This window comes from Pyxidicoccus sp. M6 (assembly GCF_055568925.1).
Genome location: NZ_CM145714.1, coordinates 12,188,685 through 12,213,537 on the forward strand (window position 1 = coordinate 12,188,685; position 24,853 = coordinate 12,213,537).

Here is a 24,853-nt window from a genome sequence, read left to right on the forward strand (position 1 = left end):
TTGCATTTACATCCAGGAGACATGAAAGCACGACAGCAACAGTCCTGGAGGTGGTTTTGCGCGGCGCTGGTGGCCTGGGCGCTCGCGGGCGCGGCCTGCGACAACGTGGCCACCGGCGACGTGAAGGTGACGATGAGCGGTGGCGACGGCACCCAGCGCGGCCTGCCGGACACCCTCTTCGAGGATGGCTGGTCCATCCAGTTCACCCGCTACCTCGTGTCCCTGGGGGACTTCACCCTCACCTCCGCTTCCGGCGAGGTCCACACCCGCCACAGGCATGTCCTCGTGGACGTGCAAAAGGGCGACGTGCCGCTGACGGAGCTGAAGGGGCTGCCTCCGGGCCGCTGGGACGTGGGCTTCCGGCTGAGCCCGCCCCGGGAGGACACGGAGCTGGCTGACGGCCAGGTGTCCGCGGACGACGTGGCGATGATGCGCGAGCGCGGCTTCAGCTACTTCGTGGAGGGGCGCGCGGTGAAGGCCGGCGTGGGCGTGCTCACCTTCCGCATGGGCTTCCCCGTGGACGCGCGCATGAAGGACTGCATCAACGGCGTGGACGGCACCCGGGGCATCATCGTGCCGGAGGCTTCCGTGGCGGAGGCCGAGGTCACCATCCACGCCGAGCACATGTTCTACGACAGGCTCGGCACCCATCAGGGCGTGAAGCTCCGCTTCGACGCCATCGCCGCCACCGCCGAGAGTGGCGTCATCACCCCGGAGCGGCTCGCGTCCCAGCAGCTCACGGACCTGCACGATGCCGAGGGCCAGGAGCTGCGCGGCTCGGACGGCCAGCCCGTCATCTACCTCCCGGGCGCGTATGACGTGAGGACGCTCCAGGAGTTCATCACCCAGAGCATCGTCGACCAGGCGCACCTCAACGGCGGAGGCGTCTGCACCGTCGTGAAGTGAGGCACGCCCCTCTCCGGAGCCTCACGCGCTCATCGACAGTGCTTCCGGCGGCTCCTCGCACGGCGCGGGCTGTCGCGTGTCCACACGACGGGGCAGGCAGACGCGGAACGCCGTGCCCTCCTCCTTCGTGGAGCGCACACTGAGCGAGCCCCGGTGCGCCTCGACGATGCCGCGGGCGATGTAGAGCCCCAGCCCCAGGCTCTCGCGTGCCGTCGCCTCGGAGACGTCGCCCCGGCGGAAAGGCTCGAACAGGTGCGGCAGCAGCTCCGGAGGAATGGGAGCGCCCTCGTTGTGCACCTCGAGGAAGACGCCGTCGCCCTTCTCCCACGTGGACAGGCGCACCGGCGTCCCGTCCGGGCTGTGCTTCAGCGCGTTGTCCAGCAGGTTGGCCACCACCTGAGCCAGCCGCTGCAAGTCCCACGCGCCATGCAGGCTGTCCCGCGCGAAGTCGCACTGGATGACCCGGCCCGGCCGCGTCACGTTCAGCTCGTCCACCACGCGGATGCACAAGTCGTTCAAGTCGCCTGCCTGCGGGACGACGGGGATGCCTCCGCCCAGGCGGGCGCGCGTGAAGTCCAGCAGCAGGTCCACGATTTGCTGGATGCGCTCGCCACCGCGCGCCACGCGCTCGAAGGCCTTGCGCTGCGCGGGCGGCAGTGACTGCGAGCCGAGCTGCGCCTTCGCCGTGGTGAGGACGACGGACAGCGGCGTGCGGATGTCGTGGCCGACGATGCCCACCAACTGCTGCTCCAGCTCCGCCGCGCGCCGCAGCTCCTCCGCCGCGCGCCGCCGCTCCGCCAGCTCCAGCGCCTGGCGCTTCACTTCTTCCCCGCGCAGGTACAGGTCCACGAACACCTGCGCCTTGGCGCGCAGGATGTCCGGGTCCACCGGCTTGAGGAGGTAGTCCACCGCGCCCTGCGCGTAGCCGCGCGTGACGTAGGCCGCCTCGCGGCTGAGCGCGGTGATGAAGAGGATGGGCAGGTGTCGCGTGCGCTCACGGGCGCGGATGAGGCGGGCCGTCTCCAGGCCGTCCAACCCCGGCATCTGCACGTCCATCAGGATGCAGGCGAAGTCGCCGCGCAGCAGCTCCCTCAGTGCCTCTTCACCCGAGCGGACCGTCACCAGTTCCTGCTCCAGCGGCTCCAGGATGGCCTTCAGGGCCAGCAGGTTCGCCGGCACGTCATCCACGAGGAGGATGCGCGCGCGGAGCGGCGCATGGGAGAAGGCTTCGGAGGAGGGTACGGGGAGCTGGGACAGGGAAGGCACCTTTCAATCCATCCGCGGGCCCATGCCCACGTTGAGAAGAGGGAGCGGCGAAGCAGGGCCCCGAGAGCCCGCCCCCCGCGGACCGCCTCATCCTCAACACGCCTTTTTCCGCCCCCGTTCCCTCTTGGAGGTCCTGCCCCACTGCCCGCTCCCCCGCCCTGCACCCGGTGGAGTAGATAGGTGGCATATGGACTCTCCTCAATGGCTCCAGGCCCGCCTGATGCTGTGCCAGCCCGAGCACACCGTGCTGGACCTCTTCTTCCTGAGCCTCCGGCAGAGCATCATCGAGCTGACGGGGAAGCCCCTGGCCGCGGAAGCGCCGCCCCCGCGAAGCCTCTCCTCCCGCTCCGCCCCGGCCTTCCGCCCGGCGCGCGAGTACCTCCAGCTCCTCCATGAAGGCGCCACCGCGCTGGCCGCCACGGGCATGAGCTACGGCGACGCGGTGGAGAAGCTGTCATTCCACGCGGCCAACCGCATCTTCGCCGCGCCCGTGGGGGAGATGGTGCTGTCCGTCGCGGGGAAGGACCCGAACGAGGGCCTGTCCGTCACGCAGGGCATGGCCGGCGCCACGTCCACCTTCGGCGAGCGGGAGTACGAGCGCGTCTCGGACCGCTCCGCGCGACTCATCTTCCGGGACGAGTTCTTCGGCCCCGCGTGGAGCCGCGGCATGGCGCTCAGCGGGCTGCTCAAGGGCAACCCGCAGCTCTCCTTCAAGGTGGAGCTGGAGTCCGGCGAGCCGCCCTATCAGTCCTTCACGCTGCTCGTGAGCTGGTAGCCCCCGCACGCCGCCGGCCCGGCGGGCCCCCTCCCGGAAGAGGGAGCCCGGCTCGCAGCGGCGAGCGGTGTTTCCAGCGCCTGCCCCGGCTCAGGCCTGGGGCGTCTCGCTGGCGCGGCGTGCCTCGACTTCCTTCTTCACCTGCACCATGTCGAGCGCGCGCACCTGCTTCACCAGGTCCTCCAGCGCGGCGGCCGGGAGCGCCCCGGCCTGCTCGAAGAGGAGGATGCCGTCCCGGAAGACCATCAGCGTGGGGATTGAGCGAATCTCGAACGCGCCGGACAGCTCCGGCTGGGCGTCCGTATCAATCTTCCCGAAGACGATGTCCGGGTGCTTGCTGGAGGCCGACTCGAACGTGGGAGCGAAGGCCCGACACGGGCCACACCACGCCGCCCACCAGTCCAGGATGACGATGCCTTCCTTGGACACCGTCTCCTTGAAGTTGTCCTTCGTGATTTCCACCGCCGCCATGATGCGCCTCGCTTCCTTTAGCGGACTTCCAACAGCTCCACTTCGAACAGGAGGGTGGAGTTGGGGGGAATGACAGGCGGGAAGCCGCGCGTGCCGTAGCCCATCTCCGGGGGAATGGTGAGCTTGCGCACACCGCCCACCTTCATGCCGGCGACACCCTTGTCCCACCCCTCGATGACCTGCCCCGCGCCGAGCCGGAAGGTGAAGCCCTGGCCCCGGTCCCGGCTGCTGTCGAACTTGGAGCCGCTGGTCAGCGTCCCCACGTAGTGCACCGTGACAGACTTGCCGGCCGTCGCTTCCGCGCCGGTGCCCACCTTCACATCTTCCACCTTCAGGCTCATTCACCTCTCCTCGCACAACGGGGGTTGGACACCTTAACGCGAGGGGCGCTCACGCGCCGCATCGTAAAAGCGCGGTGGCGCGGAGCCCGTTGATTTCCGGGCCCCGCGCCACCCATTCAACCCGCGAATGCCACTTCCGCGACAGGCTTCTCAGAAGGTACCGCCAACGCTGATGGTGCCCTGGTAGCTGCCGCCCTCCTCGAAGTCACTGCCGCCGGACTCCACGCCCGGGGCGAACTCCTTGTCGAAGAGGAAGTTGTAGTTGGCGCGTGCGTCCACGGTGAAGTGGCCGATGGCGCCCCGGAGGCCGACGCCCGCAGGCACGCTGCCCACGGTGTCATCCCGGTAGCCCAGCGACTCGCCGCCGCGGAAGTTGTAGTCGTTGATGCCGATGCCACCCAGCACGTACGGCTGCCAGGAGGTGGCCATCAGACCCAGCGTGGCCACGGCCGTGCCGCCGTTGCGGACGAGGTCCGGGCCGTCCGTCACGCTGCTGTCGGTGCCGACGACGTCGATGTTGTTCAGCGCGCCGCTGTAGCCCAGCTCGAGGCCGAACACCCTGGACGGCCGGATGGCCGCGGTGACGCCCGCCGTGGCGCCGGGGTTGATTTGCGGCGCCAGCGCACCGGTGTAGCCCTCCACGCCGCCGCCAATCATCAGCGACAGGCCGGTCATGTCGTTCTTCTCCTTCTTCTTCTCCTCGACCTCCAGCGGCTGAATCGGCTCCGCCTTCTCCGCCGAGGGTGCGTACTCCGGAGGAGGTGTCGGCTGCTGGGCGATACCGCTACCGCCGGTGGCGTCCTCCTGCGGGTACGTCTGGGATTGCGGCGGAGGCAGTTCCTGGGTCGCCGGTGGCGGCAGCTGCTCCGCCGGTGGCGGCGTCAGCTCCTGCTGCGACGGGGCCTGAATCGTCCCGCTGCCGCCGGTGCCCTGCTGCACCGGCTGGCACTTCAGGATCATTTCACCCTGCTTGCCGCTGCCGCCGATACCCTGGTCCTGCTGTCCTACGTCCTGTTGTCCGAGGTCCTGCTGCTGGAGGTCCTGCTGCTGTCCGACGTCGCCGCTGCCGCCGACGCCTTCATTGAGCAGCGGGTCCTGCGCGGAGCCTGTCGCGTCGGGCACCGGCTCCGTCTCGATGACGGAGGAGTCCTCCTGCTGGACGTCGCCCTGAACGGGCTGCTCGTCCTGCGCCTGGGCCAACAGCGTCCCGTGCGAGGCGCCGTCAGCGCTGGCCCGTGAAGGCGGGCAGTCGCCGTCGGCGGCGACGGCCGCGGTGCCGTACATGAGCGCCGCGATGGCGCCCGCCAGAATCTTCGCTTTCATCCAACCCTCCATCGTCGAGTGGCTGACATGAAGGTTGTTTGCGAAGGCACATCCGGCAAGGCGCTGGGCAAGTCACGCGCGGGGCTGGAGGGGCCGACCGGGAGCCGGCCGGCCAGACGTGGCTTGAAGGCTACAGGGCTTGCGCGTGCGCGCTATCCGTCGCGCATCCACTCCGTGCCGGTGACGACAGGCAACTGCAGCGCGCGCTCACGGTCCAGGTCCAGGTTGCCGATGTGCAGCGACAGCGGAGACTGAACCCATTTGTAGATGGATTGCTGGAACAGGCGGACGAACTTTTCCACGTAGCCCTGAAGCCGCGCCTGCTCCACCTCCGGGAACATGGGGGTGAGCGCCTGGAGCATCTCCGCGGGGGTGAGCTTCTCGCCCGCGTGCAGATAGAAGCACGCGTCGAGCACGGGGAAGGGCATCAGCTCCTCCTCACCCACCTGGTTGTGCGCCAGCTCCGGGCCGGCCGGCTTGGCGAGCACCTTGCGGATGCCCTCGTAGCCCGTCGTCTCCTGCAGGTAGTCGAGCAGGTACATCACCACCGTCTTCGGGACGTTGGCGATGACGGCCAGCGCGCCCATGAGGTCACCGCCGATGGTGGTGTAGCCCACCGACTTCTCGCTCATGTTGCCCGTCTGCAAGAAGAGGCCGCCGCACGAGTTGCTCCAGTTCCACATGCGCTGGGCGCGCAGGCGGGCCTGGATGTTCTGCTCGGTAATGGGCGTGACGGGCTTGTCGCCGAGCATCTTCTGGGCGATGGCGCGCTCGCGCTCGTAGGCCTCGTCGATGGAGACAATCTGGAAGGGCACGCCCAGCTCGCGGGCAATCGTCTCGGCCGCGTCGCTGGTGGCGTCGCTGGAATAGCGGCTGGGCATGTAGAAGGCGCGGATGAGCGAGCCCGGGTCCTCGGGCCGGGCCTTCTTGGCGTAGCGGTGGGCGATGAGCAGCGTCAGCAGCGAGTCACGTCCGCCGGACAGGGCGATGCCCAGCACCTTGAAGGCGCGCGTCTTCTCGAAGTAGTCGCCCACGCCCAGGGCGAGCGCGTCGAGGATGTCCTCGCACAGGGCCGCGCGGGCGGGGCGGCGCTGGTCCGGGCCGGGGAGGAAGAAGCTGCGGTGCGGGGGCACCGGGAAGGTGAGCCCCTCGCGCCGGGTGCTGACGGCGCGGGTGCAGTCCAGCACGGGCACCTGCTTGCCGCCATTGGCCACCCACGCCTCGCGGTCCACGCGCCAGGTGGTGGCCTCGCCGCGCAGGCGCAGGGTGCGGTCCAGGTCCACCACCGCCGCGGACCAGCCCTCCTGGAAGCGCGGCGTCTCCCAGATGTGGCGGCCGTTCTGGTTGATGAAGCCGCCGCCGTCGAAGATGAGGCCGTCGTTGCTGCCCACCGCGTTGCAGTAGGCGATGGTGCACTGGTGGTCCGCCGCGCGCGTGGCGATGAGCTCGCGGCGCGTGTCCACGAACCCCAGACGGAAGGGAGAGGCGGACAGGTTCACCACCAGCTCCGCGCCGGAATAGGCGCGCCGTCGCATGGGGCCGTCCGCGCTCCAGATGTCCTCGCACACCTCCGGGGCCACCACGCCGAAGTCGAACTGGAAGAGGTAGTCACCCAACGGCACGCCGCGGTGCACCTCGGCCATGCCCGGCTGGCCGCGGCCAAACGTGCGCGCCTCGTAGAAGACGCTGTAGGTGGGCAGCTTCTCCTTGGGCACGAGGCCCAGCACGCGCCCGCCCGCCACCACCGCCGCGCAGTTGAGGCGCAGCCCCTGGAAGGCGATGCCCACGCCAATGATGAAGACGGTGGACAGGGAGGCCGTGTCGCGGGCGAAGCGCTCCAGCTCCGGCCACTGCCGGTCGATGAAGCCCTGCCACTGCACCAGGTCCTCGGCGGGATAGCCGGCGATGCACTGCTCCTGGAAGACGCCGACCGTGACTCCGTCCGCCGCCATCTTCTTCGCCAGGGCCAGGGCCTTGTCCGTGTTCCGGCTGAAGGCGCCCACGGTGGTGTTGACGCTGGCAAGCCCGACTTTCACGAGCCGCATGGTGATTCCAGTCCCCTTTCGGCCAGACGCGCCCGGGAGGGGCCGGCGTCCAGCACTGGTGTGGGGCCCAGCAATGCCCGGTCCGCCCGGCAAGGCAAGCCCAACCCGCGGTCGAGTGGGGCCCCCGCGGTCAGTGCTAGTTCAGCGGCCCGGAAGGCCGCACGGGCTGGAGGCGGCCGATGAGCTCGCCGATGTCCTCCATCACCGCTTCCAGGCGCCGCTTCACGTCCAGCTCGGCCAGCAGCTCCTGGCGCCGCTCGGCTTCCGGGATGATGGCCGAGGCCACCACGTCCGCCAGCGTGCCGCCCATGGCGCGCGCGGCCACCGGCAGCAGGTTCTCCGCGAAGGACGGCGGCACGCGGCCGGCCAGCTCGAAGACGGCCTGGCGGAGCTGCTCCTCCTCGGGCCCCTGGTACGGCATGTCCGGCAACACCTGCGCGGAGACTTCCCGGTACAGCTTGTCGCCCGTCAGCTCATCGGACATGCGGACGCGGCACACCCCCTGGAGGAGGATGTTGTAGCGGCCCTCTTCGACCTGCTCATCCCAGATGATGATGCCCGCGCACATCATGGACTGCATGGGCGGCTTGCCACTGTAGTTGCCCTCCCACCCGGACTCGAGCTGGGCCAGCGCCATGACGCGGTCTCCCGCGAGCGCGTCCTTCACCAGGGCGCGGTAGCGGGGCTCGAAGATGTGCAGGGGGATGACTGTGTGCGGGAAGAGCACCGCCGAAGGCAGTGGGAAGACCTTCAGCGCGCTGGCGGCGCGCTCGACGCGTTCTTGTGCGGTCATTGGGGGCACCCCTGTGGACATAAGCCCGCCGGCCCCAGGCCGCATTCCAAACATGCGGCCCGCCGAGCGCTCCACACAGGCTACAGGCACCCGCATCCAGGTGGCGCTCGGAAGCCTGGACGCTTCCAGGCTCCACGACACACCGACATGTGGGTCTCAGTCGTGGCGCCTGGGGTAAAGGGCCACGAGCAGCGCCCCCGCGGAGGCGGAGAACACCGAGTAGTCCAGCGGCTCCTTGGGCCCCAAGGACAGCGCCATGGCGATGCCGAACAGCGCCAGCAGCACGGCGGCGCCGAGCGCCACCTGCCGCCGCCACAGGCCCAGCACCAGCAGGATGCCGAGGGTGGTCTCCGCGACGGTGGCCGCCCACGCGAGGAAGGGGATGGTGGACGCGGGCATGAAGGCATTCACCTCGCCCGTGAAGCGGATGAAGCCCTCGAAGCGGCCGAGGCCGATGTCGCCCTTCCAGACACCGAAGCGGCTGGCCACGGCGGACAGGAACGCGGCGCCGAGCGCGAGGCGCGCGTACACGAGCCCGACGCGCTCCAGCGTCCAGGCACGGCTCGCGGCGGGGGAATCCTTCGCGGTCATGGGAGTCATTGCGAATCACTCGACGGTGGCGAGGAACGCGGCGCCGTGCTCCTCGCACCAGCGGCGGTAGGTCTTCAGCCTGTCACCCGACGTCACCCGGCCCGTCACCTCGCCGTCCTGGCCGAGGTACTCGATGGCACCGCGCACGGTGACAAGGAGGACCGTGGGCTCGTCGCCCACCGCCATCCAGGTGTCGACGTTGCCGGGCGGCTCGTAGACGTAGGTGCCCGGGCCAATCACCTCGCCGGTGTCGAGGAGCTTGCGGCTGCCGGAGAGGTTGTAGCCGTGCACCTCACCGGTGTGGCGGTGGCGAGGGATGACGGTGCCGGGCTCGAGCCGGAAGAGGTACATCCAGCCGCTGTCGTCCTTGAAGAAGTGGAGCGGCTTGAACGAGAGCCCCCGGGGGCCCATGGGAATCCAGGGCATGCGTTCCGGGTCCACGGGGTGCGAGGCGGCGAGGCTCATGGGCGTCATGGGTGTCTCCTGTCGTGTCGAAAGCAACGGCAGGGTGCCTCACGGCTGGCCCCGTGGCGGAGCCAGGATTGACGAATCTCACGGGTCCAATCCAAGGTCTGGGGTCGCATGGACCTGCACGTCAACCTCCAGAGCCGCCGCGACATCGCCGGGCAGATTTATCGGGCGCTGCGCGCGGCCATCCTCGACGGCCGGCTGCGGCGCGGAGAGCGGATGCCGCCCACGCGCGAGCTGGCGAAGCGCCTCTCGGTGTCACGCAACACGGTGAGCGTGGCCTACGAGTGGCTCGCCGCCGAGGGGCTGCTGGCGGGCCGCACCCGGGCGGGTAGCTTCGTGCAGGGCGAGGCGCCGAAGAGCCGGGTCCGCGCGGGAGCCACCTCGGCGGTGCGGCTTCGCGCGAGGGCCATCTGGAGCACCCTGCCCGACCCGCGCGCGCCCGACGTCCCGGCGACGCATGACTTTCGCGTGGGGATTCCCGACTCGCGGCTGTTCCCGTACGAGACGTGGCGCCGGCTGCTGGCGCGGCAGCTCCGAGCGGCGACGCTGCCGTCGGGCTACGCGGAGGCCTCGGGACACCCCGGGCTGCGCGAGGCGGTGGCGCGGCACGTGGGTGTTTCGCGAGGAGTGCAGGCGGACGCGGGGGACGTCATCGTCACGCATGGGGCGCAGCAGGCGCTGGACCTCATCGGGCGCGTGCTGCTGGAGCCCGGGGACTGCGTCGCGGTGGAGGAGCCGGGCTACCCGCCCGCGCGGATGTTGTTCCAGTCGCTGGGTGCTCGCGTCGTGCCCGTACCGGTGGATGGCGAAGGGCTCGACGTGCGCGCGCTGCCGGATGATACGCGCGTCGTGTACGTGACGCCGTCGCACCAGTTTCCGCTCGGCATGCCCATGTCGCCAGCGCGGCGGATGGCGCTGCTCGACTGGGCGAAGCAGCGGGACGCCGTGGTCATCGAGGACGACTACGACAGCGAGTTCCGCTTCGGCGGACGGCCGCTGGAGACGCTGTTCAGCCTGGACCGCTCCGGGCGGGTCATCTACGTGGGCTCGTTCTCGAAGGTGATGCTGCCCACGCTGCGGCTGGGGTTCCTGATTGCGCCGCCGTCGATTCAACGGGAGCTGCGGCTGGCGAAGCGGATGTCGGACCTGCACAGTCAGTGGCCCGCGCAGGCCGCGCTGGCGCGCTTCATCGAGGAAGGACTGCTCGCGCGGCACCTCCGCAAGATGCGGCGCGAGTACCAGGCCCGGCACGAGCGCATCCTGGAGCGGCTGGAGCGCGACCTCGGAGAGTGGCTCCAGCCCCTGCCCTCGGTGGCGGGGTTGCACTTGAGCGCCACGCTTCGCCGGGGTGGACTGAAGCTGGAGCGGGAGACGCTGGAGCGCGCGAGGGCGGCGGGTGTGACGTTGATGAGCCTGTCGAACTACTGCGCGAGCAGGCCCGCGCAGCCGGGCTTCGTGCTCGGCTATGGCGCGGTGGCGACGGCGCGCATCGACGAGGGCCTGCGGCGGCTGCGCGCCTGCATCGACAGCGCGGAACAATGAGTGCATAGGATGAGCGCATGGAGTCCTGGTCCCCGCTCCGCTCGCATGTCGTGGACGTCCTCTTCGCGGGGCTGGCTCGCCGCGCCCGGCTCTTCACCGAGGGCTGGGGCGACGAGCAGCTCTTGGAGAAGCTCGTGGGAATGTCCTTCTTCCCGGAGCCGGCCCGCGTCTCGCCCGTGTGGGGCGAAGCCCGCGCCCACCGGGGCGTGACGCTCCGCGACGGCACCTTCACCTCGCCGCTGCCGCACCTGGCCCCGCCCGTCCAGACGGCGCATGTCCGGTGGCTGAGCGCGGGAAGCACACGGGGCCGCTCTGCGTGCGTGGTGCTCGCGGCGTCTCGCGAGGAGGGCTTCGCGCTGCGCGAGCGCCTCTACATGCCGCTCGTCCGCGAGGGCATCGAGCTCTTCCTTCTGGAGAACCCGTACTACGGCGTGCGCCGTCCGCTCGGACAGAAGGGCGGCGCGTTGCGCACCGTGAGCGACCACGTGCTGATGAACCTCGGCATGGTGGAGGAGGCGCGCTCGCTGCTCACCTGGCTGGGTGATGCGGGCTACGAGCGCCTGGGCATCGCCGGCTACAGCATGGGCGGGTACATGGCGGCCCTCACGGCGGCGCTCTTCCCGGAGCCGCTCGCGGTGGCCGCGCTGGCCGCGGGGGCGTCCCCGGTGCCCGTGTTCACGCGCGGGCTGCTGTCATGGTCCATCGCCTTCGCGGAGCTCGACGGCGCCCGGCGAGACGCAGAGCAGGCGCGCCAGCGACTGGGCCGCATCTTCGACCTCGCCAACCTGACGAAGTTCCCTCCCCCACGCCAGCCCGGCGCGGCCATCCTCCTCGCGTGCAGGAAGGACGGCTTCGTCCCGGCGGAGGAGACGCGCACGCTGCACGCGCACTGGAAGGAGAGCGAGCTGCGCTGGGTGGATGCCGGGCACGTCTCCGCCATCCTCACCGAGCGCGGTGCGCTGTGCTCGGCGGTCCGTGACTCCCTCGCTCGCGTGATACAGATACAGCGTGTCCGACATCATTGAGAGCATCCTCGCCCTGAAGCAGCGCCTCGAGCGCGAGAAGGGCCTTCCCCTCCAGTCCATTCAGCTGACGCCCGTCGACGCGAAGGAGCTCCGGCGCCTGGAGGACGCCCTGGGTCCGGTGCTTCCTCCGGCGTACCTCCAGTTCATCACCCGGCACGGCCTGCTCTCCACGACGGACGCGCACGGCCGCGAGCACGCGCGGATGCTGAGTCCCTCCGAGGTGCTGGAAGAACACACCTGGCAGAAGGAATGCATCGAGGAAGGCTGTTTCGGTGACGAGGAGGACGAAATCGAGGCCTCCCGCCAAGAGGCGGAGGTCCGGTCCCGGCTCGTCCCGTTCCAGTACGTCACGTATTACGTACGGGACTTCTATGTCTTCGACACGGGGCTGCGCAGGGACACCGGCCCGCTCATCTTCGCGGCCCATCACGACGACTTCGACCTCGCGCCCTGGCTGCTGGACGAGTCCCCCGACGTGTCCGGCTGCACCTTCGACTTCGACGAGCACCTGCGCTGGGTGCTCCGCGAGTGCATGGAAGAGGGACGGTGGGGGCGCGAGGGCGGGTAGCCTCAACGCATGGACGCCATCCAGGCGCTGACCGGGCTCACGCTCGAACGGCAGCTCGCGACGCTCCACCTCACGCCGCTCGCGACGCGCGCCACGTCCCGGACGAAGTAGGGCACGCCCACGAGCCCGCGCTACGCCATCAGGACCTGGAGCCCCTGGAGCAGCCGCACGGCCAAGTCGCGTGACGGAACCCCGGCCTGCTGGATGAGCACGGCCTCGCGCTCCTCCTGCGCCACCTGGCGCTCCAGCTCGCGGAACGCCTCGGCGCGCGCCTCGCGCACACGCAGCAGCTCCTCGGGAGAGAGCCGTTCCGCCGCCCAGGCATCCACCGCCCGGGCCAGCTCGGCATGGCGCAGCTCATCCTCGGCAATCCGTCCCAGCTCGGCGCGCACGCGCGCATCCGTGGCGGTGCGCGCTTGCCACCCCGCCACCACCGCGCCGTAGGTCTCCCCGACGCAGCCCTCCCGCGCGTTCTCCATCAGCATGGCCTCCAGCGTGCGCTCGGAGAAGGGAGCCACCTCCGGCGCGGACACGGACGCCCCATGATGCCGGGCCAACGCCTCCATGGCCCGGGCGTGGCGCACCTCGTCTCCCGCCGAGCGCCGCGCGGCCCGGATGAGCGCCTCGGGCGCCCCGTGTGCCTTCAGTTCCTCCGCGAGCCGCAGGAAGGCCGGCACGGAGGCGGCCTCCAGCCAGGCCATCTCCGCGAAGAGCGCTCCTTGCGCGCACCGGGCCTCCACCCGCGCCGCCAGGAGCCCCTCGGGCCTGCGGCCGTCGTAATTGCACCCGGTATACGTTTCGATGTAGCGGCAATTCGTCCGGTAGCCGCGCACCGACCCAGCGTCCGCATTGCCAGCCTCGTACGGGGTGACACTGCAGCCCTGGAGCTTGGGCAGGTCCAGCGCCCGGCACACATCCATGCAGGTGGCGTCCGTGGGGACGCTCCCGTTCGGGTGGAGCTGGGTGGTGCTCCTGAGCGTCTCCCGGGACGTCTTGTAGTCCGAGCAGTCGGGCTCTCCACAGGCCGTCAGCGACAGCGTGGGAGCGAAGAGCAACAGGCCGGCGACGGTGCGGCGAAGACGGCGGTTCGGGGGAAGCTGCGGACTCCTGCCATGGCGCATCGAGATTCCTCTCGTGGCGAATGCCAGTCCGGCCCCCGTACTCGTACCAACGCCTGTATAGCACCGCCCCCGTGGCGTACCGGCACCCGGAGTACGAAAGAAAACACCCCGGCCACCCAACGCGGGCGACCGGGGTGCTTCCGTCAGGCCGTCTCCGGGAGACGGCCCTCATGCCTCGACATCAGTTGAACGTGATGATGAGCGTGCCGTCCGTGAAGCCGCCCTTCGCGCCGAAGACCTGCACGTAGTACTTGCCCGGCTCGAAGCCGTTCAGGTTGCAGTTCTCCGTGCTGTGCTCGTTCACGCCACGGCAGTCGTAGGCGGAGAACGTGGGCACCGCCGCGCGCTGCACGTAGAGGTCCGCGTTGCCCGTGCCGCGCAGACGGACGTGGATGTTGCGCGTGCCACCGTTGGTGCGCTCCGGAATCTGCACGGTGTACACCTGCGAGGAGCCCGCGGCGCCGGAGATGCCGTCAATCTGCACGTTCGGCTCGACGGGGATGTAGCCGCCCTCCCACGTCACGACCAGCGACACGCCGGAGTAGGCGCTGAAGCCGTTGATCATCGCGTACCAGGTGCCATGCGACGGAGCCGCGAAGGTGCACGTCTCGTTGTTGCCACCGGTGTACGGACGGCAGTCATACGAGGTGGACGTCGGCGCGTTGTTGTAACGGACGTACAGGTCCGCGTCGCCCGTGCCGCCGGACATGGTGAACTTCAGGTTCTTGGCGCCCTCGGGCACCACCACGGAGAAGTACACCTTGGCGTTGCGCGCACCGGAGAGGCCGGTGACGGGGACGCCCTTCTGCATCGGGGTGTTGGGCGGAGGAGGAATCGGCACGCCCACGCCGACGGCCTTCCACGCGTTGCCCACCGAGGCGACAGTCGCCGCGTCATAGCCGAGCTGCGCGGCCGCCTGCTCCGTGGCCGTCTTCGCGGCCTCGAAGTTGGACGACGGCAGGAGCAGGTCCGCGTTCGCCTTGTAGAAAATCTTGGCGGCCTTCTCGATGCCGATGCCGGCGACGACCTGCGTCGTCTTGGCGCGCGGGTGCGTGCCACCCTGCGACAGCAGGTAGAACGCCAGGTTGGAGATACCCGAGCTGTAGTGCACGTCCACGCCCGACGAGTAGTCCGGGTAGTAGTCCAGCGACGAGCCGTCCTGCGTCGGGTTGTTCATGTAGCGGAGCGCGTCGTTCGGGATGCTCGGCGTCCACACGTCGTCACCCACCAGCCAGTGACGCGGAGACACCTCGCCAGAACCGTCGCCGTACCACTCGCAGACCGCGCCGAAGATGTCGGACATGGACTCGTTGAGGCCGCCGGACTCACCCGAGTAGATGAGGTCCGACTCGTTGTCCGTCACCGCGTGCGTCAGCTCGTGCGCCGTCACGTCCAGCGAGTTCGCCAGGTTGGACGCATTCACCCCGTCGCCATCGCCGTACACCATCTGGGTGCCGTTCCAGAAGGCGTTGACGTAGTTGTTGCTGTAGTGCACCGAGCTGATGAGCAGCGCGCCGGCGTTGTTGATGGAGTCGCGGCCGAACAGCGTGCTGTAGCAGTTGTAGACGGTGCCCAGGTGGTCGTAGTTGGTGTTGACCACCGCGTCCGCGTGCGGAGCATCGCCCTCGTTGCGCGCCACGGGGCCGGGCAGCGAGGTGCCGTGGTTGAGGTTGTGCAGGCGGCGGTTGAGCGCCTCCTTGATGGTCGGGATGCGCACCTGCACGTCGCCCTTGTGCGCGTCCACCAGGAGGATGTCGCGCACGGGCGTGCCGTCCGGACGCTCACCGGTCTGCATGAGCTTGTACATCAGGCGCAGCTCGTCACCGTCGCGGAAGAACACCAGCTCCGCCTCGGGGTTGGTGACGGCGCCCGCGAGCGTGTCGCGGTCCGCGGACGCCGCGGCCACCGCCGCGTCCAGGGTGATGGAGGCCTTGTCAGCCGGAGCCGTCAGGTCGCTGCGGACGTTGGTGTTCGCCGCGAAGACCTTGCCGTCACGCGCGTGCAGGCGGAGCTCGCCGCCGTACACCGGGAGGCCCTGGCGGGAGACGGCGTAGCGGTAGTGAACGTCGCCCTGAGCGTCCTTGTACGCCTTCGTGAACTTCAGGTCCGCCGGGTCCAGGCTGAGCAGCGGAGCCACGGAGGCGACCACCGCCTCGAGCTGCGGGGCCTGCAGCGACTCGGCGCCCGTGCCCACCTCGGGCAGCACGCCCAGCTCACCACCGATGAAGCTGGCCTTGCCGGCCTTGTCCGTCTCGATGATGTTGACGCCATTCTCGACGCGTTGAGCGCGGCTGCCGGTCTCCGGAGCCTTCGCGTCCGCTGCCGGCTGCGCCTCGTTGCACGCACCCACGAGGAACGACAGCGCCGCGACCCCCAGCGCTCCACGTACTCGCTTCTGAATCATGAAACCCCCTGGTGAAATACGGCCATGTTGGATTCGGCCGTAATCAGCGTCTCACGCGATTTACCCGACTATCAAGTACCCACGACATTTTCCTGTGTTGCTGAACTTCCTACCTACCCGTGTGGGTCAGGAACCGGGAGATGTCCACCGGTGTTCAGGGGGTGTTTTCAGAGGGGCGGGAGACATCCAGCGTGCCCAGATTGTCGTTCCTCCCTTCCCTCCGGGGGCTCGTCATGCGTCCGCTCCTACTGTTGCTGTTGTGTGTCATCTGCAGTGCAGCCGCATGGGCCCAGGGGGAGGAAACGCGGCCCACGCCCATGCAGGGATGGGAGCCAGCCTATGACGCACACATCCGCGCGGAGGCGGCGAAGGTGCCGGCGCTGCGGACACTGCCCGCGGAGCGGATGTCCGATTTCTGTCCGAGGTGGGCGGAGCTGGGGCCCGACGCGCGCCTCCAGTTCTACGCGGATCTGCTCTACGCCATCTCCGGGCCCGAGTCCGGACGGGACAGGCGGGTGATGTTCAACGAGACGGGCATCATCGACCGGGCCACGCGGCGGCGGGTTGTCGATTCCGTGACACGGCGGCCGCTGCTCAGCGAGGGGTTGCTCCAGCTCTCCTACGCGGACATGGACGCCTATCCCCCGGCGGAGGGGCTGGGCTGCCGGTTCGACTGGGAGGCGGACCGCGAGGCCTTCGCATGGGACGTGGCCGCGAGCGCCGGGGCGCGCACGTTCCTCTCCAGCCACCCGGAGCGCTCGCTGCTGAATCCGTACGCGCAGCTCACCTGCGGCGTGCACGTGCTGAACACACTGGTGCGGCGCTTTCCCGAGGACGGCTTCCGCGCGGCGGCGGGACGCTACTGGTCCACGATGCGCCCGAGGAAGAAGGCTCACGCCCAGGTGGTGGCGGCGCTCCAGGCGCGCGAGAGCGCCTGCTTCCAGGAGGCTCCCGCGGCGTGGGCCTTCATGGCCGCGCTGGTGGAGTCGTGGGCCGCGCTGTCAGCGGACCGCGCGGAATGAGCCGCGGCCCCGGCGCCTCGTATCGGCGCGTGAAGCCGGCTACACGCTCGCGGCACGCACCAGCCGCAGCACCACGACGAAGTGGAGCGCGGCGCCCACGAGCGTCAGCGAATGGAAGAGCTCGTGGTACCCGAACACGCCGGGCCTCAGGTCCGGCCGCTTCAGCGCGTACGCGATGGCGCCCGTCGTGTACGCCACGCCGCCCGCCAGGATGAGAGACAGCTCGGCGGCGCCGAGCGCCCTGCGCGCATCCTCGAGGTACGGCACCAGAGTCCAGCCCACGCCCACCGCCAGCGCCGCCGTCAGCACCTTCGGCGCTCCCACCCAGAACAGCGACTGGAGGACACCCACGAGCGCCCCGCACCAGATGGCGAGCAGCAGGCTGTCACCCGCGGCACCGGAGACGCCGAGCAGTGCAATCGGCGTATAGGTGCCCGCGATGAGGATGAAGATGGACGCATGGTCCATGCGCCGCATCCATGCCCGCCCGCGAGGGGACCAGTCCACCCGGTGGTACGTCGCGCTCACCGAGAACAGCACCACCAGGCTGAAGGCATACAGCGCCGCCGCCGCCGCGGCCCGGGGCGTGGGCGCCATCGACACCAGCACCCCACCCGCTCCCAGCGCGCCCACGGCGGCGAACTGGTGCAGCACCCCGCGCAACCGGGGCTTTTGCGCCACCCCGGCGCTCAGGACGAGACCCGCGCTTCGGCGGCCGACTCCGAGGGGGGCCGGGGGATGAGGTAGTCGCGCTGGATGGTGGCGAGCCCCAGCTTCTCCAGCAGCACGCAGGCCCCGTAGCCGAGGTCGATTTCATGGCGGCGGTAGGAGAAGGACGCGGACCCCGGATAGCGGTGGTGGTTGTTCTGGAAGCCCTCGCCAAAGATGAGCCACGCAGCCAGGTGGTTGTTGCGCGAGTTGTCGTCCGTGTCGAAGTTGCGCCCGCCCACCGCGTGCCCGAGCGAGTTGACGAGGCCGCCCTGCACCGGGTGGCTCATCATCCCCAGGAAGTACGCCGCCCCCAGCAGCCACCCGATGCCCAGCCCCAGCGCGAGCCCCACCACCCCATGCACGACGTACGGCACGTACCAGCGCCCGGAGCTGTTCAGCCGGTTGAGCGGGAAGTCGAGGTCCTTGGCGTAGCGCGTGTACGCCGGCTCCTCGCGCAGCAGCCCCACGATGACCCGCTTGTAGCTGCGAAGCTGCTCCAGCCCGATGCCGAGGATGCCGACATTGACGGGCGAGTGCGGGTCCAGCGGCGTGTCGGAGTGCTCGTGGTGCAGCCGGTGCATCACCACCCACGCCTTCGGGTCCAGGCCGGTGAGCCAGTTGCCTCCGGCGATGACCGCCCTGCGCAGCGCCGGGTGGAGCCGTACGGCCTTGTGCGCCAGGCCTCGGTGATAGCCCACCGTAATCGTGAGAACGTTGAGGAGGTACGCGGCCAGGAAGACGGCTCCGCAGATGGCGAGATACATGGGGCCTCCAGCTCCGCCGACTGGTTACTGGCCAGTAGGTTTCGATTCGGTAAGTTACTCGTGAGTAGGTTCGAGGTCAACGTGGCGAAGAAGAAGCGACTGTCGGCGGCCGACCGCCGGGTCCAGTTGATGGAGGTCGGCCGGGGGGTCTTCGCCTCGCACGGCTACGAGGCGACCTCGATTGAGGAGGTCGCCCAGCAGGCGGGCGTGTCCAAGCCCATCGTCTACGAGCACTTCGGCGCGAAGGAGGGGCTGTACGCGGCCATCGTGGACCGGGAGATGGACGACCTGGTGGCGCGCATGTCGGAGAGCATCTCCCGGGGCACGCCGCGCGAGCGCTTCGAGGCGGCGGTGCTGGCCTTCATGACGTACGCGAAGGAGGAGCCCGCGGGCTTCGCGGTGCTGACGCGCGACTCGCCGCTGGCCACCGCGCGGCGGGGCCTGACGCGCGTCATCGACGACCTGGCGCAGCGGGTGGGCGACATCTTCCGCACCGAGTTCGAGCGCGCGGGCTACAACCCCAAGGTGGCCCCCATCTACGCCAACGCGCTGGTGGGCATGGTGACGCAGGTGGGCCAGTGGTGGGCGGCGGAGGGACGCTCGTTCTCCATCGACCACGTGTCGCGCCATGTCGCGGCGCTCGGGTGGATGGGGCTGCGCCACCTGCCCCGCGAGCCGGACTCTCCCGGGGCGCGGGCGGGCGCGAAGAAGCGCGGCTAGGACTGCTGGATGACGGAGAGCACGTTGCCGGCGGGGTCCTTGAACCAGGCAATCAGCGGGCCGCCGCCGTGGAAGATGCCCTTCGCGTCGGTGTCCTTCTCGAAGCGCGGGTAGTGCTCGAAGTGCACGCCGCGCGAGGACAACTGGTCCACGGCCTTCTCCACGTCCGGCACCGGGAAGTTGAGGATGGTGAAGGTGGCGGGGACGTGGTCCTCCTTGGGGTAGGCCAGCACGTCCTGCCCCCCACCGAGGTGCAGGAACAGCAGGCCATTCTCCACCGACACCTTCAGGCCCAGCGTCTCCTCGTAGAACTTCCGGGCCTTCTCCACGTCGTTCACCGAGAAGCCACTGAACGCCTTCGTGTTCCCGAACATCGGCGCGCCTCCTGCGTCAGTCTCTCGAGTCCATCGTGCGGGCCCGGGAGCGGCCTCGCAGCGGCGCTTGCGACGAGCGCTCGCCGCCCCGCCGGGTGAGCGGGCCCAGGGCACACGCGAGGCGCTCCACGCCCAGCTCGGCGCGCCCGCGCGCTGACGGACTCAGTGGAGGGTGCGGGGAATGACGTAGTCGATGGGCTCCCCGTCGCCCGGGTCGAGCACACGGACTTCCGAGGCGATGTGGAGCCCGCCGGCGATGTAGTAGCCGATGCGAATCTGCGCGTTGTCCGTCAGCCGGCCATCCTCGGTGACATCGGTCCAGGTATAGCGGGCGCGGTCGTCGATGCGGACCGTGACGTCCTCTCCCGCGGAGAGGTCATGCACCGTCAGGTGGTCCGGGCCGGCGTCCACGATTCTTCCGGTCACCAACCGCTCCACGTTGGCCTGGTTCTCGCTCCAGTTCTCCATCACCATGGCGCTCTCCCTGTCGTGCCCGTCCGCGAGGGCCACCCGGCGAACGAGCCCGTGGCCCGTCGCCCGGCGACGCGAGACGCTGCACCCGTCCTGTCCTCAACGTGCGCCCGGAGCAGGCCCGGCACCAGGACCACCAGGGCCCCTGCTCCGCCGCCATCCGATGGAGCAGCGGCCCGGAGCACAGGCGGGCCCGGAACATCAGTGGGAGCAGCGCAGCCCGGCGTGTGCTCACCCGCTCACCGCGCTGCTCTCGGGACGATGACCACCTTGCCCGAAGTCTCCCGCCCCTCCATCGCGCGGTGTGCGTCCGGCAGCTCGTGCAGGCCGAACGTCTGCCCCACGAACGCCTCCAGCTTCCCGCTCGCCGCGAGCTCGAAGACCTCTCGCAGCACCCCGGCCTGCACGTCCTGCGGCAGCGCGGGAAACGCGAAGCCCACGAGGCTCTGGTTCTGGAAGACCATCGGCCCGAGCTGCGCGCTGCTCACGCCGGTGCCGGACATGCTGTCGACGCCGAAGACGACGAAGCGCCCTCGAGGCGCCAGCGCCTTCAGGCCCTGCGCGAAGACCTCCCCTCCGTTGCGCTCGAAGACCACGTCCGCGCCGCGTCCGCCCGTGGCCTCGCGGACGCGCTCGGGCCAATCCGCGCGGGTGTAGTCCACCGCGACGTCCGCGCCCAGCCGCAGCGCCAGCGCCCGCTTCTCCTCGGTGCTCGCTCCGGCGATGACGCGCCCCGCTCCGAGCCGCTTCGAGAGCTGCACCATGAAGGAGCCCACGCCTCCCGCCGCCGCGGGGATGAACACCGATTCACCCTGCTGCACACGGCCGGCGATTCGCAGCAGGGCGAGCGCGGACGGCGCCGTGTTCAGCAGGGCCAGGGCCTGCTCGAAGGAGAGCCCGTCGGGAACGGCGGTGACGAGCGCGGCGGGCGCGACAGCCAGCTCCGCGAAGGCGCCCTGGGCCGGCAGCATCGCCACCACGCGCTGGCCCGCGCGCCACTGCGTCACCCCGGGGCCCACCGCCTGGATGACACCCGCGGCCTCGAAGCCCGGCGTGAAGGGCGGAGGCGGCACGCCCGGAATCCTCCCGGCCCGAATCAGCAGCTCCGCGTAGCTCAAGCCGGCGGCCTGCACGTGGAGGAGCACCTCGCCCTCCTTCGGAACCGGGGGCGCGAGTTCCTCGAGTCGCAGCTCCTCCGGCCCGCCGAACCGCTGCAATCGCATCGCCTTCATGTCTGTCTCCGTGGTGGACGCACTGAAGTGGCCCCGGAGAAGTAGCCCCGTGCTCCCGGACGGTCACTGGCCGGACGTCCGGATTCATGGTCCTTTCGTCCTGGAGGAGCGCCCATGGACGTACTCGCCGACACGCTGCGCGGCATCCACATGCGGAGCACGGTCCACAGCCGCTTGGAATTGTCCGCGCCGTGGGGCCTCCGCATCGAAGCGCGGGACAGGCCCTCGTTCTACGTCGTCTCTCGCGGAAGCTGCGTCCTCGAAATCGGGGGCGCGCGCCACGCGCTCGCGGGAGGCGACTTCGTCTTCATCCTCGGCGGCGTGTCCTATGTCTTCAAGGACAGCGGCAGGACGCGCCCCATCCCGGTCAGCGAGATTTATTCGAAGTGCGGCAGCATCGTCCGTCATGGGGGCGGGGGCGCGCCCACGACGCTCGTCTGCGGCGGCTTCGACTTCGACGGCACCGCGCTGAGCCCCTTCCTCGCGAGCCTGCCGCCCTTCCTCCACGTGAAGGCGGATGGTGGCGTCACCACGCGCTGGCTGGAGTCCACCATGCAGTTCGTCGCCTCCGAGCTGGACACGCGGCAGCCGGGCTACGAGACGGTGGCGAGCCGCCTGGGCGAGGTGCTCCTCGTCCACGCGCTGCGGGCACACGTGGCCTCGCTCCCGTCCGAGCAGGGCGGCTGGCTGCGCGCGCTGGCGGACCCGCGGCTCGGCACGGCGCTCCAGCGACTACACGAGAAGCCGGAGGCCCCCTGGACGGTGGAGGGGCTCGCGCGCGCCGCGAGCATGTCGCGCTCGGTGTTCGCCGCGCGCTTCAAGGCCGTGGTGGGCGAGGGGCCGCTGACGTACCTCACGCGCTGGCGCATGCACCGGGCCATGGAGCTCATGGGCAGCGGCACACACTCCACGAGCGAGATTGCCCAGGCCGTGGGCTACGAGACGGACAGCGCCTTCGTGAAGGCCTTCAAGCGCCACGTGGGCGAGACACCCGGCGCGTGGCGACGCCGGGTGAAGCGCTGACCTCCCGGCTACGGTTCCTCACCGAGCTCGGCACTGGCCACCATGCGGGCCGTCACGTTCTGGATGGCATCCAGCCGCCGGACCAGCTCGCGGTCCAGGAACTGGCGCTGCTCGAGTACCTCGTCGATGGCCGTCCACGCCTCGCGCGCGTTGTCGTATCCGTCATCCTCCCAGTTCTGGATGATTCGGTTGGCCCGCTCGGCCAGCGCGGCCCGCTCTTCGTCGGTCATGGTGTCGCTCCCTGATGAAGGGCGGCGACCCTAGCTAGTGCCGCGAGCCCCCTGCAACGGCAACGACAGGCTCCTGCTCCACCAGGGCCCCACTGTCAGTGAGGGCGGCCTCCACGGTGGCCATCAGCACCTCCGGGCGCACGGGCTTCTCCAGCACGCGGTTGGTCACCGACTCCATGAACGCGCGCGACTCCGCCGTGTACGCGCCGCCGGAGATGAACACCACCCGCTCCGCCTGGTCCGGGGCCGTGGCGCACAGGCGGCGGAAGACGGCGGCGCCGTCCACCTCCGGCATCTGCAAGTCACAGAGGATGACGTCGAAGCGGTGGCCCGCCGCCACCAGCGCCAGCGCCTCGCCGCCGCGCGTGGTGGTGACGATGTCGTGGTAGGGCTCCAGGAGCAGGCGCATGGACTGCGCGAGCCTCGGCTCGTCGTCCACCACCAGCACCCGCCCCCGCCGGCCGCGCGACGCGGGCAGCGGCGACGCCGCCGCGGGGCGCGAGGAGGCCGTGCTCACCTGCACCGGCGCGGCCGGCAGCAGCACGCTGAAGACGGAGCCGCGTCCCGGCTCGCTCCGGACCTCCAGCTCGCCGCCGTGCGCGCGCACCACCTGCTGGCAGATGGCGAGCCCCAGGCCGGTGCCTTCCCCGTTGGGCTTGGTGGTGAAGAAGGGCTCGAAGATGCGCGGCAGCACGTGGGCGGGGATGCCCGCGCCCGTGTCCATGACGTCCACGCGCGCCCGGCCGGACGCGTCCGTGCTGGTGCGCACGCGCACCTCATTCAGGGTGGGGCTGCCCTCGGAGATGGCCTGCATGGCATTCACCAGCAGGTTCAGCAGCACCTGCCCCAGGCGCGCCTCGCTGCCCAGCACGCGCGGCACCGGGCCGAACTCCTCCACCACGCGGGCGCGGTGGCGCAGCGCATGGCTGACGATGCGCACCGCCGGCGGCACCAGCGCGTTGAGGTCCACCAACCCCCGCTCCTGGTCCCCCTGGCGGCTGAACACCTGCAAGTCCCTCACGATGAGGCGGATGCGCTCGGCTCCCTCCAGCGCGCCCCGCACGCCGGACAGCGCGTCCCGCGAGGCCGTCCCCCCCCCCTCGGACAGGCTGCGCGCGGCGGCCTCCAGGTTGAGCACCAGGTACGCCAGCGGGTTGTTGATTTCGTGCCCCACCCCGGCGGCGAGCGTGCCCACGGCGGTCACGCGCTCGGCGGCGACGAGCCGCGCCTGCAGCTCCTTGGTGGCGGTGATGTCGCGGTGGGTGGCCACGAAGTGGGTGATTTCCTCGCCGGTGGCGCGCACCGGGGACATCAGCACCTCCGTGCGCACCACGCTGCCGTCCTTCCGGGTGATGGGCACCTCCGTGCACAGGGGCTCCCCCTTGAGGACGGCGGCCTTCACGCGCCGGGTCAGCTCCGGCTCCTGCTCGCCATAGACGAAGCATGGGTCCTTGCCCACGAGGTCCTCCCGGGGATGGCCCACCAGCGCGCAGAGGGCCTCGTTGACGAACACCGTGTGCAGGACCCCAGGGCCGCGCACCTCCGCGATGAGCACGCCCTCGTGGACGCCCCGCACGGTGGTGGCCGCCAGTTGGAGCTGCTCCATGGCGCGCTTGCGCTCCTCGCTCGCCGCCGCCACCAGCAGGCCGGTGACGGAGGTGACGGCGACGAAGAGCTGCAGCACCAGCAGGTCCTCCGTCACGTGGCCGGAGAAGAACGGCCCCTGCCCGCTCGCGGTCCCGATGGTGGCCGCCGTCGCGATGAACAGCGTGGCCGCGGACGCGCCGCCCGCGCCGAAGCGCAGCGCCGCCCACGCGGACATGGGGAAGAGGAGGAAGGCCGCGGCGTGCTTCGCGCTCATCCCCACGCCGGAGAGCATGAAGATGGCCGCGCCCAGCACGATGGTGAGCGCCGCCACCAGCAGCGCCTCGCCCCACCGGCGCGGGCGCCTCAGCCGCCTCAGGGCCAACAGCGACGGCGCCATCACCAGCACGCCCATCATGTCCCCCACCCACCACACCCAGATGGCGCGGGCCAGCTCCGACGAGGGCAGCACCTGGCCCAGCATCAGGCTCAGCGAGCCGAACGTGGCGCTGATGGCGGTGCAGGCGGCGCCCGCTCCCGCGCACAGCCACACGGCGTCCCGGACGCGGCACAGGCTGGCGTCGAATGACACCCGCCGCAGCAGCAGCGCGCCGGCCGACGCCGACAGCGTGGCGGCCACGGCGACGCCGAGGCTCGAGGGCAGGGGGGAATGTGTCAACCCGAAATTGACGCACAGCCCCCCCAGGAAGACGCCGGGCCAGCGCGAGGGTCCTCGCAACACCAGTGTCGCGAGCGCCACCCCCGCGGGCGGCCACACCGGGCTGATGTTGCTGCCCACCGTGGCCACCAGGAGGCCCAGCTTCCCGGCCAGGAAATACACGAGTGCCAGCGCCAGCACCTCCAGGAGGTACCTGACGTTGAATGCTCGAACACCGGCTCGGAGCAACCCGAAGATGACCCATCCCCCCAGGTACCGTCCGCCGACCCGACGCGTACCTATGGGCGCCATGCTAACCGGGTCCGGCGGCGCAATGCACCTGTCCCAGGGAGGGCAGGCAGGCAACCGTCCAGGAGCCGATAGCCGGTCCCATGCAATGGGTCCGAACCACCCGCGTAGTG

25 protein-coding genes are annotated in these 24,853 nt (G+C 70.2%); 8 read left to right on the forward strand and 17 right to left on the reverse strand.

Annotation, left to right across the window (positions count from 1 at the left end):
- Positions 1-21: 21 nt before the first annotated feature.
- On the forward strand, positions 22-906 hold the full coding sequence (locus tag ACVTJA_RS48055; RefSeq protein ID WP_465831054.1) for a hypothetical protein: 885 nt from the start codon (positions 22-24) through the stop codon (positions 904-906).
- Positions 907-927: 21 nt separating this feature from the next.
- Here the strand turns inward: ACVTJA_RS48055 and ACVTJA_RS48060 are convergent, their stop codons facing one another.
- Positions 928-2,172: a hybrid sensor histidine kinase/response regulator gene (locus ACVTJA_RS48060; RefSeq protein ID WP_465831056.1), complete on the reverse strand. Its 1,245-nt coding sequence runs from the start codon at positions 2,170-2,172 to the stop codon at positions 928-930.
- 187 nt (positions 2,173-2,359) lie between these two features.
- Here ACVTJA_RS48060 and ACVTJA_RS48065 point away from each other — a divergent pair, with 187 nt between their 5' ends.
- Positions 2,360-2,947 carry a DUF2378 family protein gene (locus tag ACVTJA_RS48065; RefSeq protein ID WP_465831058.1) on the forward strand — a complete coding sequence of 196 codons (588 nt, stop codon included), beginning with the start codon at positions 2,360-2,362 and terminating at the stop codon, positions 2,945-2,947.
- 90 nt (positions 2,948-3,037) lie between these two features.
- Here ACVTJA_RS48065 and trxA read toward each other — a convergent pair whose 3' ends face one another.
- The 7 genes from trxA to ACVTJA_RS48100 form a co-directional block, all read right to left on the reverse strand.
- Positions 3,038-3,418 carry a thioredoxin gene (gene trxA / locus ACVTJA_RS48070; RefSeq protein ID WP_465831060.1) on the reverse strand — a complete coding sequence of 127 codons (381 nt, stop codon included), beginning with the start codon at positions 3,416-3,418 and terminating at the stop codon, positions 3,038-3,040.
- 17 nt (positions 3,419-3,435) lie between these two features.
- On the reverse strand, positions 3,436-3,759 hold the full coding sequence (locus ACVTJA_RS48075) for an FKBP-type peptidyl-prolyl cis-trans isomerase (RefSeq protein ID WP_465831062.1): 324 nt from the start codon (positions 3,757-3,759) through the stop codon (positions 3,436-3,438).
- Between the two features lie 150 nt (positions 3,760-3,909).
- The gene (locus ACVTJA_RS48080; protein ID WP_465831063.1) at positions 3,910-5,082 is read right to left on the reverse strand and encodes an outer membrane protein; all 1,173 of its coding nucleotides are present in this window, start codon (positions 5,080-5,082) and stop codon (positions 3,910-3,912) included.
- 152 nt (positions 5,083-5,234) lie between these two features.
- Complete coding sequence (gene nadE, locus ACVTJA_RS48085; RefSeq protein ID WP_465831065.1) at positions 5,235-7,127, reverse strand: NAD(+) synthase; 1,893 nt, start codon at positions 7,125-7,127, stop codon at positions 5,235-5,237.
- Positions 7,128-7,263: 136 nt separating this feature from the next.
- A complete protein-coding gene (locus ACVTJA_RS48090; protein ID WP_465831067.1) occupies positions 7,264-7,920 on the reverse strand; it encodes an LON peptidase substrate-binding domain-containing protein in 657 nt (218 codons plus the stop codon).
- 156 nt (positions 7,921-8,076) lie between these two features.
- The gene (locus ACVTJA_RS48095) at positions 8,077-8,520 is read right to left on the reverse strand and encodes a MauE/DoxX family redox-associated membrane protein (RefSeq protein WP_465831069.1); all 444 of its coding nucleotides are present in this window, start codon (positions 8,518-8,520) and stop codon (positions 8,077-8,079) included.
- A 6-nt stretch (positions 8,521-8,526) separates the two neighbouring features.
- Positions 8,527-8,985, reverse strand: coding sequence for a 2,4'-dihydroxyacetophenone dioxygenase family protein (locus ACVTJA_RS48100; protein WP_465831071.1), 459 nt, complete (start codon positions 8,983-8,985; stop codon positions 8,527-8,529).
- 108 nt (positions 8,986-9,093) lie between these two features.
- Between ACVTJA_RS48100 and pdxR the strand changes: the two genes are divergently transcribed.
- Genes pdxR through ACVTJA_RS48115 form a run of 3 tightly spaced genes read left to right on the forward strand, consistent with a single transcriptional unit; the run spans position 9,094 to position 12,117 of the window.
- Entirely contained in the window at positions 9,094-10,524 is a 1,431-nt protein-coding gene (gene pdxR, locus ACVTJA_RS48105) for a MocR-like pyridoxine biosynthesis transcription factor PdxR (RefSeq protein ID WP_465831072.1), read from the forward strand.
- Between the two features lie 17 nt (positions 10,525-10,541).
- Entirely contained in the window at positions 10,542-11,549 is a 1,008-nt protein-coding gene (locus ACVTJA_RS48110) for an alpha/beta hydrolase family protein (RefSeq protein ID WP_465831073.1), read from the forward strand.
- A complete protein-coding gene (locus tag ACVTJA_RS48115; protein WP_465831075.1) occupies positions 11,533-12,117 on the forward strand; it encodes an SMI1/KNR4 family protein in 585 nt (194 codons plus the stop codon). Before ACVTJA_RS48110 ends, ACVTJA_RS48115 begins: the two co-directional genes overlap by 17 nt.
- Before the next feature lie 131 nt (positions 12,118-12,248).
- On the opposite strand, the gene ACVTJA_RS48120 is transcribed toward ACVTJA_RS48115, so the two are convergent.
- Both ACVTJA_RS48120 and ACVTJA_RS48125 read right to left on the reverse strand, forming a co-directional pair.
- Positions 12,249-13,238 (reverse strand): hypothetical protein, encoded by a 990-nt coding sequence (locus tag ACVTJA_RS48120; protein WP_465831076.1) that lies wholly within the window; start codon positions 13,236-13,238, stop codon positions 12,249-12,251.
- Between the two features lie 181 nt (positions 13,239-13,419).
- The gene (locus ACVTJA_RS48125; protein ID WP_465831078.1) at positions 13,420-15,642 is read right to left on the reverse strand and encodes a M4 family metallopeptidase; all 2,223 of its coding nucleotides are present in this window, start codon (positions 15,640-15,642) and stop codon (positions 13,420-13,422) included.
- Between the two features lie 317 nt (positions 15,643-15,959).
- On the opposite strand from ACVTJA_RS48125, the gene ACVTJA_RS48130 reads away from it, so the two are divergent.
- Entirely contained in the window at positions 15,960-16,664 is a 705-nt protein-coding gene (locus ACVTJA_RS48130; RefSeq protein WP_465831079.1) for a hypothetical protein, read from the forward strand.
- 39 nt (positions 16,665-16,703) lie between these two features.
- On the opposite strand, the gene trhA is transcribed toward ACVTJA_RS48130, so the two are convergent.
- Both trhA and ACVTJA_RS48140 read right to left on the reverse strand, forming a co-directional pair.
- A complete protein-coding gene (gene trhA, locus ACVTJA_RS48135; RefSeq protein ID WP_465831081.1) occupies positions 16,704-17,345 on the reverse strand; it encodes a PAQR family membrane homeostasis protein TrhA in 642 nt (213 codons plus the stop codon).
- Positions 17,346-17,353: 8 nt separating this feature from the next.
- Positions 17,354-18,139 carry a fatty acid desaturase gene (locus ACVTJA_RS48140; RefSeq protein WP_465831083.1) on the reverse strand — a complete coding sequence of 262 codons (786 nt, stop codon included), beginning with the start codon at positions 18,137-18,139 and terminating at the stop codon, positions 17,354-17,356.
- Positions 18,140-18,199: 60 nt separating this feature from the next.
- On the opposite strand from ACVTJA_RS48140, the gene ACVTJA_RS48145 reads away from it, so the two are divergent.
- Positions 18,200-18,859, forward strand: a complete 660-nt coding sequence (locus ACVTJA_RS48145) for a TetR/AcrR family transcriptional regulator (RefSeq protein WP_465831085.1) — start codon at positions 18,200-18,202, stop codon at positions 18,857-18,859.
- On the opposite strand, the gene ACVTJA_RS48150 is transcribed toward ACVTJA_RS48145, so the two are convergent.
- The 3 genes from ACVTJA_RS48150 to ACVTJA_RS48160 all read right to left on the reverse strand — a co-directional run bounded on the left by ACVTJA_RS48150 (position 18,856) and on the right by ACVTJA_RS48160 (position 20,936).
- Positions 18,856-19,233: a VOC family protein gene (locus ACVTJA_RS48150; RefSeq protein ID WP_465831087.1), complete on the reverse strand. Its 378-nt coding sequence runs from the start codon at positions 19,231-19,233 to the stop codon at positions 18,856-18,858. The two genes, ACVTJA_RS48145 and ACVTJA_RS48150, sit on opposite strands and share 4 nt — an antisense overlap.
- 162 nt (positions 19,234-19,395) lie before the next feature.
- Positions 19,396-19,707, reverse strand: a complete 312-nt coding sequence (locus tag ACVTJA_RS48155; protein ID WP_465831088.1) for a hypothetical protein — start codon at positions 19,705-19,707, stop codon at positions 19,396-19,398.
- Positions 19,708-19,943: 236 nt separating this feature from the next.
- Positions 19,944-20,936: a quinone oxidoreductase family protein gene (locus ACVTJA_RS48160; RefSeq protein WP_465831089.1), complete on the reverse strand. Its 993-nt coding sequence runs from the start codon at positions 20,934-20,936 to the stop codon at positions 19,944-19,946.
- Positions 20,937-21,050: 114 nt separating this feature from the next.
- Between ACVTJA_RS48160 and ACVTJA_RS48165 the strand changes: the two genes are divergently transcribed.
- Positions 21,051-21,959, forward strand: a complete 909-nt coding sequence (locus ACVTJA_RS48165) for an AraC family transcriptional regulator (RefSeq protein WP_465831090.1) — start codon at positions 21,051-21,053, stop codon at positions 21,957-21,959.
- Positions 21,960-21,967: 8 nt separating this feature from the next.
- Here the strand turns inward: ACVTJA_RS48165 and ACVTJA_RS48170 are convergent, their stop codons facing one another.
- Together ACVTJA_RS48170 and espC are read right to left on the reverse strand one after the other, a co-directional pair.
- Entirely contained in the window at positions 21,968-22,189 is a 222-nt protein-coding gene (locus tag ACVTJA_RS48170) for a hypothetical protein (RefSeq protein ID WP_465831092.1), read from the reverse strand.
- Between the two features lie 34 nt (positions 22,190-22,223).
- Positions 22,224-24,743: a serine histidine kinase EspC gene (espC, locus tag ACVTJA_RS48175; RefSeq protein WP_465831093.1), complete on the reverse strand. Its 2,520-nt coding sequence runs from the start codon at positions 24,741-24,743 to the stop codon at positions 22,224-22,226.
- Positions 24,744-24,853 lie beyond the last annotated feature (110 nt).